Below are 18,611 nucleotides of genomic sequence, written 5' to 3' on the forward strand. Positions count from 1 at the left end.
AGAAGCGAAAAAGCAAAAGCGCTCGATAGACTTGCAGTTAACGGTTAAATTTCCTGAATAGTTCAATGACTCTTTACTAAGAGAAGTTAACAAAAAGGCGAAAAAGCAAAGAAGCGAAAAAGCAAAAGCGCCTGATAGACTTGCAGTTAACGGTTCAATTTTCCTGAATAGTTCAATGACTCTTTACTAAGAGAAATTGACAAAAAGGCGGAAAAGCAAAGAAGCGAAAAAGCAAAAATGCCAATTAGATATAAAAAAAGGAAATCAATTTTAATTGATTTCCTTTTTTCGTTTATATTTTTGAATGAGTGGTTTTCAATTCGGATTTCTCAACCGATCACTCATAACCGATAACCGATTACTATTTAATTTCCGAAATTCTCAGCGTATTCACCATTCCTTTTTCAACGATTGGCATAGCCGCTAAGTTAATCACCATATCTCCTTTTACAGCGTGTTTCTTTTCCACAACCATGTTGTTGATATCTTCAATCGTTTCGTCTGTGCTAACGTATTTATCGTAATAGTAAGCCTGAACTCCCCATAATAGGTTTAACTGCGTTAAAATGCGCTTATTCGACGTAAAAACAAGGATATCACTGTTTGGACGCCATGCAGAAATCTGAAAGGCGGTATATCCACTGTTTGTTAAGGTACAAATGGCTTTGGCTTCAATATCATTAGCCATTAAAGCTGCGTGATAACAAATATTTTTCGTGATATATCGATTGGTTTTAATTGTTGGAGGGCTTTGTGGTACATTGATTAACGGAGAATTCTCAACACTTTGAATAATCTGTGTCATCTTCTCAATTACTTGTACGGGATAGCTACCCACAGAAGTTTCTCCTGATAACATTACCGCATCAGCTCCGTCCATTACCGAGTTTGCAACGTCGTTTACCTCCGCTCTTGTCGGTGTTAAACTAGAAATCATGGTTTCCATCATTTGCGTAGCGATGATAACCGGGATTCTAGCATTTTTAGCAATTTGTACCAATTGCTTTTGAATCAAGGGTACTTCTTGTGCTGGAATCTCAACACCTAAATCCCCACGTGCTACCATCAATCCATCGCAGTAAGCAACCAATTTATGGATGTTTTTTACTGCCTCTGGTTTTTCGATTTTGGCGACAATTGGAATTTTGTGCTCTGAATGTTGTTTGACGATCTCTTGTAAATCCAATAAATCTTCCGGTGTTCTCACGAAGGATAAAGCCAACCAATCCACTTGTGCTTTAATAGCAAAAATAGCGTCGTTGATGTCTTTCTCTGTCAAAGCAGGTAAAGATACCTTGGTCATCGGTAGGTTTACTCCTTTTTTGGATTTTAAAGGACCTCCCTGAATTACTTTGGCTACAACTTCATCTGTATTGTTTGTCGATTCAACTTCAAAGATTAACTTACCGTCATCTAATAAAATGGTCTCTCCTACATTTACGTCATTAGGAAACTGTTTGTAGTTCATGTAAACGCGTTTTGCATCTCCTTTGAACTCTTCTTTGGTTGAGAAGGTAATCGTATCACCAGGATGAACAACTACATCTTCTGCCATGATCCCCACGCGTAATTTAGGACCTTGTAGATCTCCTAAAATAGACGTTGTATAACCGTATTCTTTATTTAATTCACGAATGATGTTGATTTTCTCTTGTACATCGGCGTAATCTGCATGAGAAAAATTGATTCTAAATACATTTACACCTGCTTTAATCATGTTGTGCAACACTTCTTTTGTCCCTGATGCGGGTCCTAACGTTGCTACAATTTTTGTTCTTTTTTTTGCTACCATATTTTTAAAAAATTAGGTTGTTTTTCGATTTAATCGCTTCTACTCGGATCTCGTATGCGGTAGAAATTACTTTTATTGATTTTAATTTTTCAATGACTGTGCTAATCTCAAATTGTTCATCTGTATTTTCAACTTTTAGAAAGTAGTCTACCGTTTTGTGTTCTGGTAAGAGATACCCTTGTTTACTAATGGTTGAAACAACATATTGAAAGAGGGGTGAAGCCATTTGTGACTCAGGAAGTATAAAAGCTTTATTGGATACTAATTTCCACAAAACATGGTAATCTGGATCGTCGTATTCAAATAAAGAAAAGGAAGCTAAGCCTTGATCCGTTTCAATTTCAACATCGTGCGTTGTACGTTCTAAATAAAGGCCTAGAATAGTATTAATAAGATAGGTGACTTTAAAATCCTCTTTGCGCGAAGAGTGGATCGCTATCAGACTATAGTTTTCAGCTTCAAAATCTTCTAATCTTAGAACTACTGGTCCCATTTGTTTATTCGTTAGATACAAAGATACAACTTTTATAATTCAAATAATATGTAGCCATTTAGAAGAAAGATTAAGTAAATGTTAATTGATTAACCAATTTAGTGATTTATTTTTTCTTGCAAGGCAAAATAAGCGCGTTGCGAGGCCTTTTCTTCTGCTTTTTTCTTTGATGTAGCTCTTCCTTTTGATATTAACTTGTTGTCAATGAATAGCTTGACTCCAAAATATTTAACATCTTCATTGGAAGATTCTTCATATGCATCAAATTTGAAGGTGTGCTTGGTTTTTTGACACCATTCTATAAGCAAACTCTTGTAACTTGTAATCTTAGTTTCTAATACGTGAATATCCGAAATGGTAGAGATTAATCGCTGGTGAATAAATTTCTCACAAGCGGGATAGCCCTGGTCTAAATATATTGCGCCAATCAACGCTTCTAGGATGTTGCCGTGTATATTTTCTCCAAACTGTTGATTGCCCATTTTGCTTTCGACAATATCGATTAAATCAAGGCTTTTGCCGATAGCGTTTAGGTTTTCTCTACTTACAATTTTTGAGCGCATTTTTGTCAAATACCCTTCGTCACCACGGGGAACCTCTAGATATAAATGCGAGGCGATAATTGCGTTAAGCATCGCATCACCTAAAAACTCTAATCGTTCGTAGTTTATCGGATTTCCTTGAGTATCAAGGATGTTCATCGAACGGTGGGTGAAGGCTAATTTATAGTAAGTAATATCCAATGGCTTTGTAGCCGTGATTTGAGATATCTTACGACAAAAATTCCCGTCCTTTTGATTTGAACGGGAATTTTTAAATATTTTATTTAATACATTACTCAACATTACGTTGCTGTACTTAAATGTCTAATTTTTTCACTAGCACACAAGCGTTGTGTCCTCCAAAGCCAAAGGTGTTACTCATACCTACTTTAACGTCTCTTTTCTGCGCTTTATTGAAGGTGAAGTTTAATTCAGCATCTATTTGATCATCATCTGTAAAGTGATTAATCGTTGGAGGTACAATTCCATGCTCGATGGATAAGATTACGGAGATTGCCTCTATCACTCCAGCAGCTCCTAAAAGGTGGCCTGTCATCGATTTGGTAGAGTTTAGGTTCATCGAGTATGCGTGATCACCAAAAACATTTAAAATAGCTTTTGATTCTGCGATATCTCCTAATGGAGTAGATGTACCGTGTAAATTTACAACATCAACATCTTTTGGCTCAAGACCAGCATCTCTCAAACAGTTTTTCATTACGTTAGTTGCTCCTAATCCTTCAGGATGTGGTGCCGTTAAGTGATGCGCATCAGCAGACATTCCACCACCGCCAACTTCACAGTAGATTTTAGCTCCACGTGCAATGGCGTGTTCATACTCTTCTAATACTAACGCTCCAGCGCCTTCTCCTAGTACAAAACCATCGCGGTCTTTGTCCATCGGTCTAGATGCTGTTTCTGGACTGTCATTTCTTGTAGATAAAGCGTGCATTGCATTGAATCCTCCTACACCTGCAATCGTTACTGCTGCTTCAGAACCTCCTGTTACCATGATGTCTGCCATGCCTAAACGGATGTAGTTGAATGCATCAATAATTGCATTGGTAGAAGAAGCACAAGCCGATACCGTTGTAAAGTTTGGTCCTCGTAAGCCATATTTAATTGAAATATGTCCTCCTGCAATATCTGCAATCATTTTAGGAATAAAGAACGGGTTGAATCTCGGTGTGCCATTTCCATTTACGAAATCTGTAACCTCATTTTGGAAGGTTTCTAATCCACCAATACCAGAACCCCAAATAACTCCAGCTCTATCTTTATCTATTTTCTCTAAGTCTAATTTAGAATCTACAACTGCCTCATCAGCACTAACCATGGCTAATTGAGCATATCGATCCATTTTACGTGCTTCTTTACGATCAATAAAATCTTCTACATTGAAATTCTTTACTTCGCACGCAAATTGGGTTTTGAAATTGGTAGCATCAAAATGTGTAATCGGAGCAGCTCCACTTACGCCATTAATAAGATTGTTCCAATACTCTTGGATATTATTCCCAATGGGAGTAAGAGCACCTAAACCTGTTACAACAACTCGCCTTAATTTCATAAAGTAAATATTATGGTTTAATAAGTTAAAAAAACCCAATTTTTCACTTTATGTAAAAGGAAACATTGGGTAACTTTATATTTGTTTATCAGATTACTTTACTGGTAAATCTGTCCTTTTTTCTATTCTAAAAATAACTAGGTATGTCAAAAAATAATAACGCCCACGTGTTGTTAACAACACGTGGGTTATTAGTTATTACTTCTTAGCTTCTTCGATGTAAGAGATAGCTTGACCAACTGTAGCGATGTTTTCTGCTTGATCGTCTGGAATTTGAATATCGAATTCTTTTTCGAACTCCATGATAAGCTCAACAGTGTCTAGTGAATCAGCTCCTAAATCATTAGTGAAGCTTGCTTCTGCTACAACTTCGTTCTCGTCAACTCCTAATTTGTCAACGATAATCGCTTTTACTCTTGATGCAATGTCTGACATAATCTTTAATTTTAAAATTTAATTTCCTAGGGCAAAAATAAAAAACTTTATTTTATATCCTGATTATACATGTTAATTGTCAGTGCGAAATTATAAAAATAATTAATACTTAATACTATTTTTCTGTTTATTGTCAGTAATTATTCTTTTTTTTGCACTTAAATAAAGTGTTTTAAAAATTTAAATACTACTTATATCATGAGAAAAATAGCTCTATTCGCCTCAGGTTCAGGGACTAATGTGGAGAATATCATCAACTACTTTGAGAATAACTCAATTGTCAACCAATACCTTGTTTTGGTTAATAACCCTCATGCTAAAGTAATAGAAAAAGCCGAAAAAAGAAAGGTTCCCGTTTATATTTTTGATAAAAATAGACTGAATAACGGCGAGTTAGCAGAAAAACTGATCGCTTTTCAACCTGATTTAATCGTTTTGGCCGGTTTCTTGTGGAAGTTTCCTGAAGATTTGGTAAAAAGATATCACAATCAAGTAATTAATATTCATCCTGCCTTATTGCCCAAATATGGAGGTAAAGGAATGTATGGTCACTTCGTACATGAGGCAGTTTTAGCAAATAAAGAAGCAGAAACGGGAATCACCATTCACTTTGTAAATGAAAATTACGATGAAGGAGCAATTATTTTACAAGCCAAAACACCAGTAGAAGAACATTATACGGCTGAGGATATCGCCAAAGCAGTACAAGCGTTAGAATATAAACACTTTCCAATTGTAATTGAACAGTTGCTAGCTAATAAGTAATAAATGAGTCAAGCTTTTCAGGTTATTTTATATACAGATGGATCCGCACAAGGAAATCCCGGACCAGGCGGCTATGGCTTGGTACTCGAGTGGGCCGGTCATCAGGTGTTTAAGGAATTTGCACAAGGGTATCGACTTACAACTAATAATCGGATGGAATTATTAGCCGTGATTGTGGGGTTAGAAAAATTAAAAAATCCTCAAACCCGTGTATTAGTTGTTTCGGATTCTAAGTATGTAGTGGATGCTGTTGCAAAAGGATGGCTGTTTGGCTGGGAGAAAAAAAACTTCAAAGACAAAAAAAATCCAGATCTCTGGATGCGTTTCTTGCGTATTTATAGACGTCATCAAGTTTCGTTTCAATGGGTCAAAGGACACAACAACCACCCCATGAATGAACGTTGTGACTTCCTTGCCGTACAAGCTGGGAAGCAAAAGGATTTATTGGTCGATGAATACTATGAGCAAAATCGCGAATAAATAGAAAATAGTAAACTTTTATAGCAGAGGTTCGATTTTATAATCGAACCTCTTTTTTTGTTCGTGTATAAAGATGGATTTAAAAATGGTGTATCAGAAGGTTCGCAAGGAGTTCGTTAAGGAGAATTGATGTTTATCTTGGAGGCATGTTCGACTTTCCTTGGACTTTTCCTCGTAAATAGAGGGTTTTGGCGAAGGAAAGTCGAAGCAACGTCCCAATAAGCTTGAGCGAGTTGATTGTGGACTGTAACTAAACTACAACCACACTGTAGCTTTGATTCAGTGTATTCGCCTTGTTTAGAAGAGTCTAAAAGATAAAGTAGAGGAATTCCACCTGATTGATGGGAATAAAAAAGGAAGATAAGGAGTTGTAAGGCGTTGACTGTAAGTTAATTTTAGAATAAAGGAGATTAATTTTTGGTCTAAAATCAGGAATGCTATATATTTGCATCTTATTTCTTTTCCAAAAATATGAACAAGTTATTGATCGTCGGAACGATGGCGTTTGACACTATAGAAACACCATTCGGGAAAACGGACAACGTATTAGGAGGTGCTGCTACCTACATTGGGCTTTCAGCCTCGCACTTTGAGGTAGAATCAGCCATAGTTTCCGTAGTAGGAGATGATTTTCCTAAAGAGTATTTAGCCTTACTAGAGAGTAAGAATATCGATACAACGGGTGTCGAAGTGATTGAAGGAGGAAAAACGTTCTTTTGGAGCGGCAGATACCACAACGATCTAAATGCAAGAGATACCTTAGAGACTCAATTAAATGTATTAGCGGATTTCAAACCCGTAGTTCCTGAGCGTTTTAAACAAGCAGATGTTGTGATGTTGGGTAATTTACATCCCGCTATTCAACAATCCGTATTAGATCAGTTGGAAAAGAAACCGAAATTAGTGGTGTTAGATACCATGAATTTTTGGATGAATTGCGCATTAGACGAGCTTAAATCTGTTTTAAAGCAAGTCGATGTGATTACCATTAACGATGAAGAGGCCCGTCAGCTGTCTGGGGAGTATTCGCTGGTAAAAGCAGCGGAAGTAATTCACGAAATGGGTCCTGAATATGTCGTGATTAAAAAAGGAGAACACGGAGCCTTGTTGTTTTCGGGTAAAGATGTTTTCTTTGCGCCAGCGCTACCACTAAAAGAAGTATTTGATCCAACAGGAGCAGGGGATACTTTTGCAGGAGGATTTGCTGGTTATTTAACGGAAAGAGGAAGTATATCCTTTCAATGTATGAAGAACGCTATTATTTTTGGCTCTAACTTAGCCTCCTTCTGTGTGGAAGAATTCGGAACACAGCGCATGGAACAGCTAGAAGAAGCCGAAATGAAAAAAAGATTAATGCAATTTAAAATGTTAACCCAGTTCGACATTGAACTCAAGTAAACATGCAACATACTAAGCCTCGTCGTGGGGCTTTTTTTAATGATAACCCACAACACAACTAACTATGAGCGACGCACTGCAACACGAATGTGGAATTGCTTTTTTACGATTAAAAAAGCCTCTATCCTATTATAAAGAAAAATATGGGAGTGCATTTTACCCCATTCAAAAAATGTACTTATTATTAGAAAAACAACATAATAGAGGACAAGATGGAGCTGGTTTGGCAAGTATTAAACTTGATATGGAACCAGGCGAGCGCTATATTAGTCGTGTGCGATCAAATAAAGCACAACCCATTCAAGATATTTTTGCTCAAATCAACGGGCGTATTAATGCGGAAATGGAAGAACATCCCGAATATGCGGATAGTGCTGATTTACAAAAAAAACACGTTCCCTATTTAGGAGAAGTATTCTTGGGTCACGTGCGCTATGGAACATTCGGAAAAAATAGCATTGAGAGTGTTCATCCTTTTTTGCGTCAAAACAACTGGATGCACCGCAATCTAATTGTTGCTGGAAACTTCAACCTAACGAACGTTAGAGAGTTGTTTGACGATTTAGTGCGCCTAGGACAACATCCAAAAGAAATGTCAGATACCATTACCGTAATGGAGAAAATCGGTCATTTCTTAGATGATGAAATCGATGATTTATACTACCAAATCAAACAAGAAGGTTTTTCTAAAAAAACGGCTTCCCCAATTATTGGAGAGCGCTTAGATATTGCTCGTATCTTAAGAAGAGCGTCAAAAAACTGGGATGGTGGATTTACTATGGCTGGAATGTTAGGGCATGGAGATGCTTTCGTATTTAGAGATCCAGCGGGAATTCGCCCAGCTTTCTATTATGAAAACGATGAAATCGTAGTAGTAGCAAGTGAACGTCCAGTGATTCAAACGGCGTTGAATGTGCCATTTGAAGATATTAAAGAACTAACACCAGGTCAGGCAATCATTGTAAAGAAAGATGCAAGTGTACACTTTGAGCAAATCTTAGAACCACTTCCATTGAAAGCGTGTTCTTTCGAACGCGTGTATTTCTCAAGAGGAAATGACGCCGATATTTATCAAGAACGCAAAGACTTAGGGAAATTGATTTTTCCACAAGTTTTAGATGTAATCAACAACGATACGGATAATTCCGTATTCTCTTATATTCCGAATACGTCAGAGACGTCTTTCTTCGGTATGATTGAAGGGGCACAAGACTTCTTGAATCAACGTAAAATTTCGGATATCTTAAAGAATAAAGAATCGCTTTCTGAAGCAAAACTACAAGAGATTTTATCAGTGAAATTGCGCACGGAGAAAATCGCAATTAAAGATGCGAAATTGCGTACGTTTATCACAGATGACAGTAGTCGCGATGATTTAGTTGCTCACGTATACGACGTAACCTATGGGGTGATTAAACCAACAGATAACTTGGTGATTATCGACGATAGTATTGTTCGCGGAACGACGTTGAAGAAAAGTATCATCCGCATGTTGGATCGCTTGAATCCGAAAAAGATAGTGGTTGTTTCCGCAGCACCTCAAGTGCGTTACCCGGATTGCTACGGAATTGACATGGCGAAATTAGAAGGGTTAATCGCTTTCCAAGCGGTAATCGAGATGCTGAAAGAACGCAATATGTATCATATCGTAGAAGAGGTATACCAAAAATCAAAAGCGCAAGTGGGCTTAAAAGATGAAGAGGTAATCAACCACGTAAAAGAGATTTATGCTCCTTTTACAGCGGAGGAAATTTCGACTAAAATCGCTCAAATGGTAACAGAAGAGGGAATCAAATCGGAAATAAAAATCGTCTTCCAATCGATTGAGAACTTACATACCGCTTGTCCAAAGAACTTAGGAGATTGGTATTTTACGGGTGATTATCCTACAAAAGGAGGAAATCGAGTAGTAAACCGCGCATTCATCAACTACTACGAAGGTAGAGATGAAAAACCGTATTAATAGCAATTAAAAATTATATAGAAGCACCGAGAGATTGGTGCTTTTTTGTTTTGAGACTTTTGGTATTCCCTCAGAAAAGAAAGGGGTTGGCTTTTTTTATGCATAGGTATTTGTAAGATACGGTATATTTGAAATTTCTAAAGTTATCAAAAGTATCTGTTTCAATCCATCAACCCTAAAAACAAACCTCTCCAAAAGGCACAATTGTTGATGTGATTTAGTTATCTTTAATAATCCAGAATAAATTGTAGTTTTGCATCATGGCAACAGCAGAGCAAATAAAGTCTTTATTAGAATCGCATTACAAAAATGATAATGAGCGGTTTACTTCCATTGCACTTCAAGTAGCAGCACATGAAGCGCGCAAGGGCAGTATGACCGTAGCCAACGAGATTAAAGCGCTGGTTGATCGTTCTCAAAAGGATAATTTTCATGTCATTAAATTAGAACCCAATCTCAGTGATTTGGTACTCGTTTATTATCCAGAGATACAGTTAAACGATTTAGTTTTATCAGACGAAGTTGTAACGAAGCTAGATCGCATTGTACGTGAATATAAAGAACGCGATAAACTAAGAAAACATGGATTGAGCAATAGAAGTAAGCTGTTGTTGTCTGGTTTACCCGGAACAGGAAAGACAGCTACGGCTTCTGTTATAGCGGGAGAACTTAAATTACCATTGTATGTGGTGATGATGGATAAACTCATGACCAAGTATATGGGAGAAACGGCATCTAAATTACGCCTGATCTTCGATATGATGGTGTCTAAGCGAGGCGTTTATCTCTTTGATGAATTTGATGCCCTTGGTGCAGAAAGAGGAAGAGACAATGAAGTAGGAGAAATGAGACGCGTGCTCAATGCCTTCTTGCAGTTCTTAGAGCAAGACCAATCCGAAAGTATCATCTTTGGCGCAACAAATAATTTAAAAATATTAGATTCAGCCCTCTTTAGACGCTTTGATGATATTATTCATTACGATATTCCTGGAGCGAAAGAAATTGAAGCTTTACTTCAGTTGAAATTACGTGGTTTTTTAGGTGATTACAGTTTGAAACCCCTTGTTGAAGAGGCCAAAGGACTTAGTCATGCGGAAATAACCAATGCTTGTAATGATGCTGTGAAGGAGATTATCTTGGATAATAAAACAATCGTTTCTCAGAAACTACTATTGCAAATGATTAAAGATCGAAAGCAGACTTATCATCTACTCTAATGTAATTGCTTATGTCCGAAAGTTTCAAACCACATTTGTTTGTACAGCATGTTAAAGAACAGCAGGGCTATACAAGGCCAAAAACAAGTTTTGGTGGAATTCCACTTCCAGAAAGGAATAAAGAAGCACAAGGAAAACTTGTTTTAGATAGTCTGAATCAGCTATGGACGGGATTTGAGGCAGAAAATAAATATGCTATTCAGCACAATATCCCCATGCGAAAAGGGGAATATATTACCGTTAAAGGAGAACAAGGGCAAAGTTTAGAAGTAGATACATTAAATAGAAACGGAGGAACCTTTCTCAGTCTAAAAAGAGAAAATGAAGTAGAAGAAGCAATCATCTATATCCCATTTGAAAAAAGAGAGGCCTTACTTAAAAAGGTCAGTCAATACTTAACTGAATTCACAGCTTCTCAAAAACCCAAACATCAAAAACTTATCGATAAAATAGCCTCCGTTCAACGTGCTTCTATAGAAGATCTTTGGACGGGAGATTCAGCGCTCCTACCTCAAGAAGAGGCACAATGGTGTGAGTTATGGTTAACGCTAAACGAGAGTACATGGACAGATGAAGTTCATCGAGAAATCATAGCGATTTTCGATCTATACGATATTGATTTTATAGAAGAAAGACAATTCTTTCCGGAACGTACCGTTGTTTCCATTAAGGCCAATCACGTACAATTAGATCATTTAATTAGTTCTTATAGTTATATAGCAGAAATAAGAAGATCAGAAGAATTGAATCGCTTTTGGACACGTAATCTTATGGGTGTAGAAAGAGAAGAGTGGTGCGATAATGTTCTGGAAAGAACAGATTATGAAGAATCTTCTTATGTTGTGACAATATTGGATTCTGGCGTGAATAACGATCACTTACTTATTCGTAATTATTTAAGCGATGAAGATAGACTGACTGTTGATGACAACTGGGGAATACGAGATGTAGGATATCAAGGACATGGGACGTCAATGGCAGGTTTGATCTTATATCCAAATTTGCGAACCATATTAGAATCAGCAGATCGATATACATTGAGGTATAAATTAGAATCGGTTAAGATATTACCTCCTAATGAGGATATAACGAAAAGAGCTTGGCATTTTGTTACGACTGATGCGGTGAGTCGAGCCATAATTAGTAATCCCAATCATCAACGAATCTATTGTATGGCGGTTACAGCCACTAATCAAAATGATTTTGGTAAACCCTCGACTTGGTCAGCAACTATCGATAGCATAACGAGTGGGGTTGAAGATGGAGAGTCAAAATTGTTTGTTATTAGTGCAGGAAATGTTAGACAGGAGGAGGATTGGAAGAATTATCCCGAAAGCAATTTGAATTTATCCGTTGAAAGTCCAGCGCAGGCATGGAATGCGATAACCGTTGGTGCATACACAACAAAAACGATTGAAGGAATAGATACAGTAGCTGGTGCATTTGAGTTATCTCCCTTTAGCACTACATCTGCAAGTTGGGAGTCTAAGTGGCCTGTAAAACCAGAGGTTGTATTCGAAGGAGGTAACGCCATTAGACGAGAGGATAGTGTTGATTGTGATGAAGAATTAGAATTGTTGACTACTTCTTTTATGGAAGGACAGAATCAGTTTAAAACATTTAGTGCAACAAGTGCAGCAACAGCTTTAGCATCAAATTTTTTAGCGCGATTGAGAGCACAATATCCTGACGCTTGGGTAGAAACGCTTAGAGGGTTATTAGTACATGCTGCAGATTGGACACCAGAAATGAAACAGCAGTTTAATACTGATCTTAGAGCTATTCGCAGTAAACAAGAGTTACTGAAGATTTTTGGATATGGCACACCCGATTTTAAAAAGGCAGTACAATGCAAATCGAGCTATCTGACTTTAATTTCTGAAGAAAGAATACAACCCTATAAATTAGAGGATAGACGAGTTAAGACAAATGAAATTCACTACTATGAATTACCGTGGCCAGCAGCTATTTTAGCCGAATTAGGAGATACAATTGTAAAAGTGAAGGTCACCTTGTCTTATTTTATAGAACCCAATCCAGGGGAAAAAGGATATTCTACCTCTTACGCCTATCAATCTAGTGCGTTGGAATTTAAGCTAATTCACCCGACAGAAAGCTTTGAAAATTTTAAGGCAAGAATTAATGAGCAATATGAAAACCCAGAAGGAGAAACGAGTAAGATTACTGATTTGAGATGGTTTTATGGATCATTGTTTAAAGGTTCTATCCACAGTAATTACATTGAAGGTGCCGCTGTTGAAATTGCTCAGTGCAATAAATTAGCTGTATTTCCCAAGGCTTCGGGTTGGTGGAAAAATTTGAAAGGGAAAAATAAGTATAATCAAACGATGCGCTATTCGTTGATCATTTCTATTGAAACTCCTGAATTAGAGACGGATATTTATACCCCTGTTCAGCTACAGATAGAAAATATGAATCGTATTCAACAAGACGTAGTTATATAAAGGTTCTTAAGTGAATAACTCTTACCCCAACCAAAAAAAGTAAGCCACTGTACCAATAATCACGGCACAGAAAACATTCAAGATAAACCCCGCTTTCATCATGTCTTTTTGTTGAATATCTCCCGTACCGAATACAATCGCATTTGGAGGTGTAGCTACAGGAAGCATGAATGCACAAGAAGCACCGAGTCCGATAATCATGGAAAGTCCCAGGGGATGCATGCCCAATTCTTGAGAAATCGAGAAGAAGATGGGAACTAAAAGTGCTGCACTCGCGGTATTCGAGGTAAATTCCGTCAAGAAGACAATAAAGAAAGCCACAACTAGGCTGATGATGAAGAACGAACTACCTTGAATAATGGACACGAGTAAATCGGCCATGACCTTACTTGCGCCCGAATCTTTTAGTACCATACTCAACGTCAATCCCCCGCCAAATAAAAGTAAAACACCCCAATCGACATTGTGTTGCAGTTCTTTCCATCGAGAGACTTGACTGACGCAAATAAGAATAAATGCCCCAAGTGCAATGAAAGTATCAAAGTTCTTGAACGTACCTTCAAATCCAACCAAAGCTGCAAATAATGGATTGATTTGATTGCTCAAAATCCAACAAATCGCCGTTAACAAGAAAATACCCAAGGTAATCCAGCGATCCGTGTTCATGGGAATAGATTCCATTTGATGTTCAAATTTCTGGTTGAGTTTGGGTTTAAAGACAAAATAAATCACAGCAATCATCAAAGGCAAGAGGATTATCACCATGGGAAAACCCATTTTGAGCCATTCTGCGAAGGAGATATTCAATTGAGAAGCAACGATGGCATTGGGAGGGCTTCCGACAATCGTTCCCATTCCACCAATACTTGCACTATAAGCAATACCCAACAAAACAAATACGTAGGTATTGCGGTGTTGTGCTTTGTCCATTTGACTTAATATTCCCGTTACGAGCGGGAGCATCATAGCGACCGTAGCTGTATTGCTGATCCACATAGAGAGCACAGCCGTAGCGAGAAATAAATAAAAAATAGCATGAGCTAATCGACCTTTGGCTAAGTACATAATCTTACTGGCGATAATTAAATCTAACTTTTGTACGTGTAGAGCCCCAGCAAGTACAAAACCCCCTAGAAATAGAAAGATATTCGGATCGGCAAAGGAAACGAGTGCGGGTTGAACATCTGTTAGTCCTAATCCAATGGCGAGCACGGGAACAAAGACAGCGGTTGTTGTGACGTGTAGTGCCTCTGTCAGCCATAAAACGGCCACAAAAGCCAACAGAGCAAGGCCTTTATTTACTTGAGGTTCATAGGGTAGAAAGCGAATTAAAGCAAAGAGCATCAATACGTTTAAGCCAATGATAATATAGTTTCGTTTGGATTTATGTCTAAGACTTTCTGGTTCGTAATCGAGTCGCATGTGAGTAGGATTTAGGGTAATAGCAAGGTAAATTACAAAATAAATACTAAGGATAAGCCAGAAAAAAAGATGAAATTTAGTAGAAAAGCTTTTAATTTAGATAGTAATCAAACAAAAAAAGGGAAGCATCATCGATACTTCCCTTTTGATATATAAAGAGCGAACTCTTTCTGTCTTATTTTGCTGCTGCATATCTCTTAGCAACTTCAGCCCAGTTGATTACGCTGAAGAAAGCAGAAATATAGTCAGGGCGTCTGTTTTGGTAGTTTAAGTAGTACGCATGTTCCCAAACATCCATTCCTAAGATTGGAAAACCACCACAAGCAACACCTGGCATAAGCGGGTTGTCTTGGTTTGGCGTACCACATACTTCTAATTTACCATTTTTAACGCATAACCATGCCCAACCTGAACCGAATTGCGTAGCACCTGCTTTTGCGAAAGCTTCTTTGAAGTTTGCAAATGAACCAAAATCTTTAGCAATAGCATCTGCTAATTCTCCTGTTGGTTCTCCACCACCATTCGGGCTCATTAGGGTCCAGAATAAGTTGTGGTTGTAGAAACCTCCACCGTTGTTGCGAACTGCACCATTAGCCATATCAAGGTTTGCTAAAATCTCCTCGATTGTTTTTCCTTCCAATTCTGTACCAGCGATAGCTGCATTTAAATTAGTCGTATAAGCATTGTGGTGTTTCGTATGGTGTATTTCCATTGTACGAGCGTCAATATGTGGTTCTAATGCGTCATACGCATAAGGTAATTGTGGTAATTCGAAAGCCATAATTCGTATTATTTAAAGATTAGTGTTATTTTTATTCAAATTTAGGGATTTTCTATGAAATATAAAAAATCTTAAGGGTTAATAAAAGTTAAGGGATAATTCGATGATTAAAGCGGAAACAGCTTCATTTTCAGTATATAACGCCTCTGCGGGTTCGGGAAAAACACATACATTAGTAAAAGAATATTTAAAAATTGTCTTAGTGGATCGATCGGATGATGCCTATCGAAAAATTCTGGCGATCACCTTTACCAATAAAGCGGTGGCAGAAATGAAAAATCGAATTCTTTCTTGCCTTTATGCCTTCTCTCAAAAAGAAACAGGAAGTAAGTTTCAATCCATGCTGGATCAGCTTGTGGAAGAAACGGGATTGAAAGAAGAGGAAATCAAAAAGAAATCCGAGCGTATCATGAAGCATATTATCCACAATTACGCTTCTTTTGATATCTCTACCATTGATAAATTCACGCATAAGGTGATTCGCTCTTTTGCCTTTGACCTAAATTTACCCATGAGCTTTGAAGTGTCGCTTGACTCGGATGAACTGCTACAAGAGGCCGTGGATTCTGTAATTGCCAAAGCGGGAACAGATGAAGAGCTAACCAAAGTGTTAATCGACTTCTCTATTGACAAAGCCGATAATGACAAGAGTTGGGATATTACCCGTGAGTTAAAGGAAATGGGTGCGTTGTTATTGAATGAAAACAACCGAGACGAGATTGCTCTATTTGATAAAAAAACACTTCGTGATTTCGTGGTCTCTCGAGACTACTTGCGAAAAAAAATAGAAGAGTTGACTGTGGAAAGTCAGCAAAGAGGACAAGCTATTTGGGATTTGCTGATAGATAAAGGCGTAGATATGAAATCATTCTCTCGCGGAACGTTTCCCAATCACCTCTTGGCCATTATTAATGATACGGATAAAAGTACCCAACGAAAGTATGTTGAGTTTGATGAGGTAGCTATTTTAAAGGCTGCCAAGGATCGAGATACCATTGAGGCATTATTACCTGAAGTGTTGAAGCAATTAGAGGTTATTTACCAATTATTTGCCAAGCGCTTATTTTATCAAGCGTTTTTGAAAAATATCACTCCCTTGTCGCTACTAAATATCTTGGGCATTGAAATGCAACATATTCAAGAAGAGAAAAATATGTTGTCTATTAGTCAGTTTAATGCGATTATTCACAACGAGATTCAGCATCAACCAGCGCCTTTTATCTATGAACGATTAGGCGAGCGCTACCGCCATTTCTTTATTGATGAGTTTCAGGATACCTCTGTGATGCAGTGGGATAATCTCGTGCCTTTGATTGACAATGCTCTAGCAGGTGAGGATTTTGGGGTAAAAGGTACCCTGATGCTGGTCGGAGATCCCAAGCAATCGATTTATCGTTGGCGCGGGGGAAAGGCAGAACAATTTATTGCTCTGAGTAAAGACGATAATCCCTTTTCTAACCCCGACAAAGAAGTTGTGGTCTTAGGGAAGAACTACCGCAGTTATTCGGAAGTCATTCAATTTAATAATACGTTTTTTAGTGGCATTTCTTCTTTTTTTACCCAAGAGGATTATAAGCATATTTATGAACATCAAAGCTATCAAGAGATAAATGCGAAAGTTGGCGGTTATGTCAACGTGCAATTTCTAGATGAAAGTTTACTGGATAAAGAAAGCGAAATAGACAAAGAACAACTCTATCTCCAAGCAACCTTAGCAACGATCCAAAGTTGTAAGGCGCAAGGGTTTATGTATAGTGATATGGTGGTGCTAACGCGTAAACGCGCCCATGGTATTGCGCTGGCCAATTATTTAACAGAGCAGGAAATCCCAATTCTATCGTCTGATTCGCTGTTGATTAGTCACGCGACAGAGGTGAGATTGATCATGGATGTTCTGCGTTATATCCGCAACAAAGAAGACAAGGAGTCTAAATCGATGATCCTATATTATATCGCCAGTATAAGGCAACAAGAAGCAACGCACGATTTTATTGAAGAAGGATTGGCTTATACCGTAGATTCGGAATTTGAAGCTTGGTTACTGACCAAAGGAGTTGTGATCTCTTTTGATCAATGTAGAAAAAAATCGCTCTATGAAGCAGTGGAAATTATCGTTCGCGCTTTCTTTCCCACCAAGGCGACGAGTTCGTATGTTTTGTATTTCTCGGATATTGTGTTGGAGCGCACCATCAAGAATCAATATGGAATAGGGGATTTTATTTTGTATTGGGAGGATAATAATCACAAATTTAGTATTCCAACTCCAGAAGGAAAAGAAGCGGTGCAGTTAATGACCATCCACAAATCCAAAGGATTGGAATTTCCGGTTGTTATATTCCCTTTTGCAGAAGAAGATTATGACCGGTCTAATCGCGATAAATTGTGGGTTGAATTTGATGAACTTGACGAGGGAATTGAATTGCCCAAGGCTTTAGTGGATGCCAAGAAAGAAGTCAGAGAGTACGGAATATATGCCGAAAAACTATATGCCGAAAAAGAACAAGAAGAACTCCTCGACAATATTAATGTATTGTATGTTGCCTTGACAAGAGCCGAGGAACAATTGCATATTATTACCACGCGAGACATGAAAATCGATGGGGAGTACAAGAATAATATGTCTCGTTTTTTCATTCACTATTTGCGTCAACAAGAAAGGTATCAAGAAGAAGAGCATGTCTATGCGTTTGGAAATCCGTGCCGATTATCAAAAGCAAGTGGTACGCTTGCGCTAGATCAAAATAAATTAATTGAAAGTGTTGAATCCCTTTTTAACTTTAATGATATTAAAATAGCTGAACGCGAAGCTTTGATGTGGGATACCCAAGTAGGGGAGGCGATAGCATACGGGAATATCACCCATAAAATTATGTCGTTTATCCAGGGGAATACAGACATTGATACAGCAATTGAACGTGCTTTAGAAGAGGGACTCATTGTTGAAAGTGAGAAAATCAACTTCACTCAGGCCATTAAACAAATTATTACCCATCCAGATCTGCACGTGTTTTTTGCTGAAGGACGTGTATATAATGAACGGATGATTATTGGGAAAAACAAGAATAATCTCATTCCTGATCGCGTATTGATTCAGGGGAATAAAGCGTATTTATTGGATTATAAAACGGGAAAACCAGAAGAAAAATATATCAAACAGTTAGCTAAATATGAGGAATCACTTCGAGAGATGGGGTATGAAGTAGCTAAAAAAGTTATTTTATATATGGGAGTGGATGATTTAAATATAATACATTTGTAAAAGAGTATAGTTAACGCTTAAAAAGAGTA

14 protein-coding genes are annotated in these 18,611 nt (G+C 37.7%); 7 read left to right on the top strand and 7 right to left on the bottom strand.

The genetic code is table 11. From position 1 onward, the window contains the following. Window positions 1-361: 361 nt before the first annotated feature. The 5 genes from pyk to FBR08_RS07225 form a co-directional block, all read right to left on the bottom strand. Window positions 362-1,792: a pyruvate kinase gene (gene pyk, locus FBR08_RS07205; protein ID WP_158962110.1), complete on the bottom strand. Its 1,431-nt coding sequence runs from the start codon at window positions 1,790-1,792 to the stop codon at window positions 362-364. Window positions 1,793-1,796: 4 nt separating this feature from the next. Beyond that, window positions 1,797-2,285 carry an IPExxxVDY family protein gene (locus FBR08_RS07210; protein WP_158962111.1) on the bottom strand — a complete coding sequence of 163 codons (489 nt, stop codon included), beginning with the start codon at window positions 2,283-2,285 and terminating at the stop codon, window positions 1,797-1,799. Between the two features lie 98 nt (window positions 2,286-2,383). Further along, entirely contained in the window at window positions 2,384-3,130 is a 747-nt protein-coding gene (gene rnc, locus FBR08_RS07215; RefSeq protein ID WP_158962112.1) for a ribonuclease III, read from the bottom strand. A gap of 13 nt (window positions 3,131-3,143) precedes the next feature. Further along, entirely contained in the window at window positions 3,144-4,397 is a 1,254-nt protein-coding gene (gene fabF, locus FBR08_RS07220) for a beta-ketoacyl-ACP synthase II (protein WP_158962113.1), read from the bottom strand. 198 nt (window positions 4,398-4,595) lie between these two features. Further along, window positions 4,596-4,832, bottom strand: coding sequence for an acyl carrier protein (locus FBR08_RS07225; RefSeq protein WP_002988156.1), 237 nt, complete (start codon window positions 4,830-4,832; stop codon window positions 4,596-4,598). Between the two features lie 198 nt (window positions 4,833-5,030). Here FBR08_RS07225 and purN point away from each other — a divergent pair, with 198 nt between their 5' ends. From purN to FBR08_RS07255, 6 genes are all read left to right on the top strand, one after another. Next, window positions 5,031-5,597, top strand: coding sequence for a phosphoribosylglycinamide formyltransferase (purN, locus tag FBR08_RS07230; protein WP_158962114.1), 567 nt, complete (start codon window positions 5,031-5,033; stop codon window positions 5,595-5,597). A gap of 3 nt (window positions 5,598-5,600) precedes the next feature. Continuing rightward, window positions 5,601-6,077: a ribonuclease HI gene (rnhA, locus tag FBR08_RS07235; RefSeq protein WP_158962115.1), complete on the top strand. Its 477-nt coding sequence runs from the start codon at window positions 5,601-5,603 to the stop codon at window positions 6,075-6,077. Window positions 6,078-6,548: 471 nt separating this feature from the next. After that, on the top strand, window positions 6,549-7,475 hold the full coding sequence (locus FBR08_RS07240) for a PfkB family carbohydrate kinase (protein WP_158962116.1): 927 nt from the start codon (window positions 6,549-6,551) through the stop codon (window positions 7,473-7,475). A 64-nt stretch (window positions 7,476-7,539) separates the two neighbouring features. After that, window positions 7,540-9,438, top strand: coding sequence for an amidophosphoribosyltransferase (locus FBR08_RS07245; protein WP_158962117.1), 1,899 nt, complete (start codon window positions 7,540-7,542; stop codon window positions 9,436-9,438). 260 nt (window positions 9,439-9,698) lie between these two features. Next, entirely contained in the window at window positions 9,699-10,655 is a 957-nt protein-coding gene (locus FBR08_RS07250) for an AAA family ATPase (RefSeq protein ID WP_158962118.1), read from the top strand. Between the two features lie 11 nt (window positions 10,656-10,666). Beyond that, on the top strand, window positions 10,667-13,120 hold the full coding sequence (locus FBR08_RS07255; RefSeq protein ID WP_158962119.1) for a S8 family peptidase: 2,454 nt from the start codon (window positions 10,667-10,669) through the stop codon (window positions 13,118-13,120). 21 nt (window positions 13,121-13,141) lie between these two features. Here FBR08_RS07255 and FBR08_RS07260 read toward each other — a convergent pair whose 3' ends face one another. After that, window positions 13,142-14,542: an SLC13 family permease gene (locus FBR08_RS07260; RefSeq protein WP_158962120.1), complete on the bottom strand. Its 1,401-nt coding sequence runs from the start codon at window positions 14,540-14,542 to the stop codon at window positions 13,142-13,144. Window positions 14,543-14,717: 175 nt separating this feature from the next. Next, window positions 14,718-15,323, bottom strand: a complete 606-nt coding sequence (locus FBR08_RS07265) for a superoxide dismutase (protein ID WP_158962121.1) — start codon at window positions 15,321-15,323, stop codon at window positions 14,718-14,720. A gap of 103 nt (window positions 15,324-15,426) precedes the next feature. On the opposite strand from FBR08_RS07265, the gene FBR08_RS07270 reads away from it, so the two are divergent. Next, the gene (locus FBR08_RS07270; RefSeq protein ID WP_158962122.1) at window positions 15,427-18,582 is read left to right on the top strand and encodes a UvrD-helicase domain-containing protein; all 3,156 of its coding nucleotides are present in this window, start codon (window positions 15,427-15,429) and stop codon (window positions 18,580-18,582) included. Window positions 18,583-18,611: the final 29 nt, after the last annotated feature.

The sequence above is a fragment of the Myroides fluvii genome, assembly GCF_009792295.1.
Lineage (GTDB): Bacteria > Bacteroidota > Bacteroidia > Flavobacteriales > Flavobacteriaceae > Flavobacterium > Flavobacterium fluvii_A.

Bases quoted from the DNA above. Each gene is read 5' to 3' on its own strand.
- pyk (WP_158962110.1), bottom strand. From the start codon at position 1,792: ATGGTAGCAAAAAAAAGAACAAAAATTGTAGCAACGTTAGGACCCGCA.
- FBR08_RS07210 (WP_158962111.1), bottom strand. From the start codon at position 2,285: ATGGGACCAGTAGTTCTAAGATTAGAAGATTTTGAAGCTGAAAACTAT.
- rnc (WP_158962112.1), bottom strand. From the start codon at position 3,130: ATGTTGAGTAATGTATTAAATAAAATATTTAAAAATTCCCGTTCAAAT.
- fabF (WP_158962113.1), bottom strand. From the start codon at position 4,397: ATGAAATTAAGGCGAGTTGTTGTAACAGGTTTAGGTGCTCTTACTCCC.
- FBR08_RS07225 (WP_002988156.1), bottom strand. From the start codon at position 4,832: ATGTCAGACATTGCATCAAGAGTAAAAGCGATTATCGTTGACAAATTA.
- purN (WP_158962114.1), top strand. From the start codon at position 5,031: ATGAGAAAAATAGCTCTATTCGCCTCAGGTTCAGGGACTAATGTGGAG.
- rnhA (WP_158962115.1), top strand. From the start codon at position 5,601: ATGAGTCAAGCTTTTCAGGTTATTTTATATACAGATGGATCCGCACAA.
- FBR08_RS07240 (WP_158962116.1), top strand. From the start codon at position 6,549: ATGAACAAGTTATTGATCGTCGGAACGATGGCGTTTGACACTATAGAA.
- FBR08_RS07245 (WP_158962117.1), top strand. From the start codon at position 7,540: ATGAGCGACGCACTGCAACACGAATGTGGAATTGCTTTTTTACGATTA.
- FBR08_RS07250 (WP_158962118.1), top strand. From the start codon at position 9,699: ATGGCAACAGCAGAGCAAATAAAGTCTTTATTAGAATCGCATTACAAA.
- FBR08_RS07255 (WP_158962119.1), top strand. From the start codon at position 10,667: ATGTCCGAAAGTTTCAAACCACATTTGTTTGTACAGCATGTTAAAGAA.
- FBR08_RS07260 (WP_158962120.1), bottom strand. From the start codon at position 14,542: ATGCGACTCGATTACGAACCAGAAAGTCTTAGACATAAATCCAAACGA.
- FBR08_RS07265 (WP_158962121.1), bottom strand. From the start codon at position 15,323: ATGGCTTTCGAATTACCACAATTACCTTATGCGTATGACGCATTAGAA.
- FBR08_RS07270 (WP_158962122.1), top strand. From the start codon at position 15,427: ATGATTAAAGCGGAAACAGCTTCATTTTCAGTATATAACGCCTCTGCG.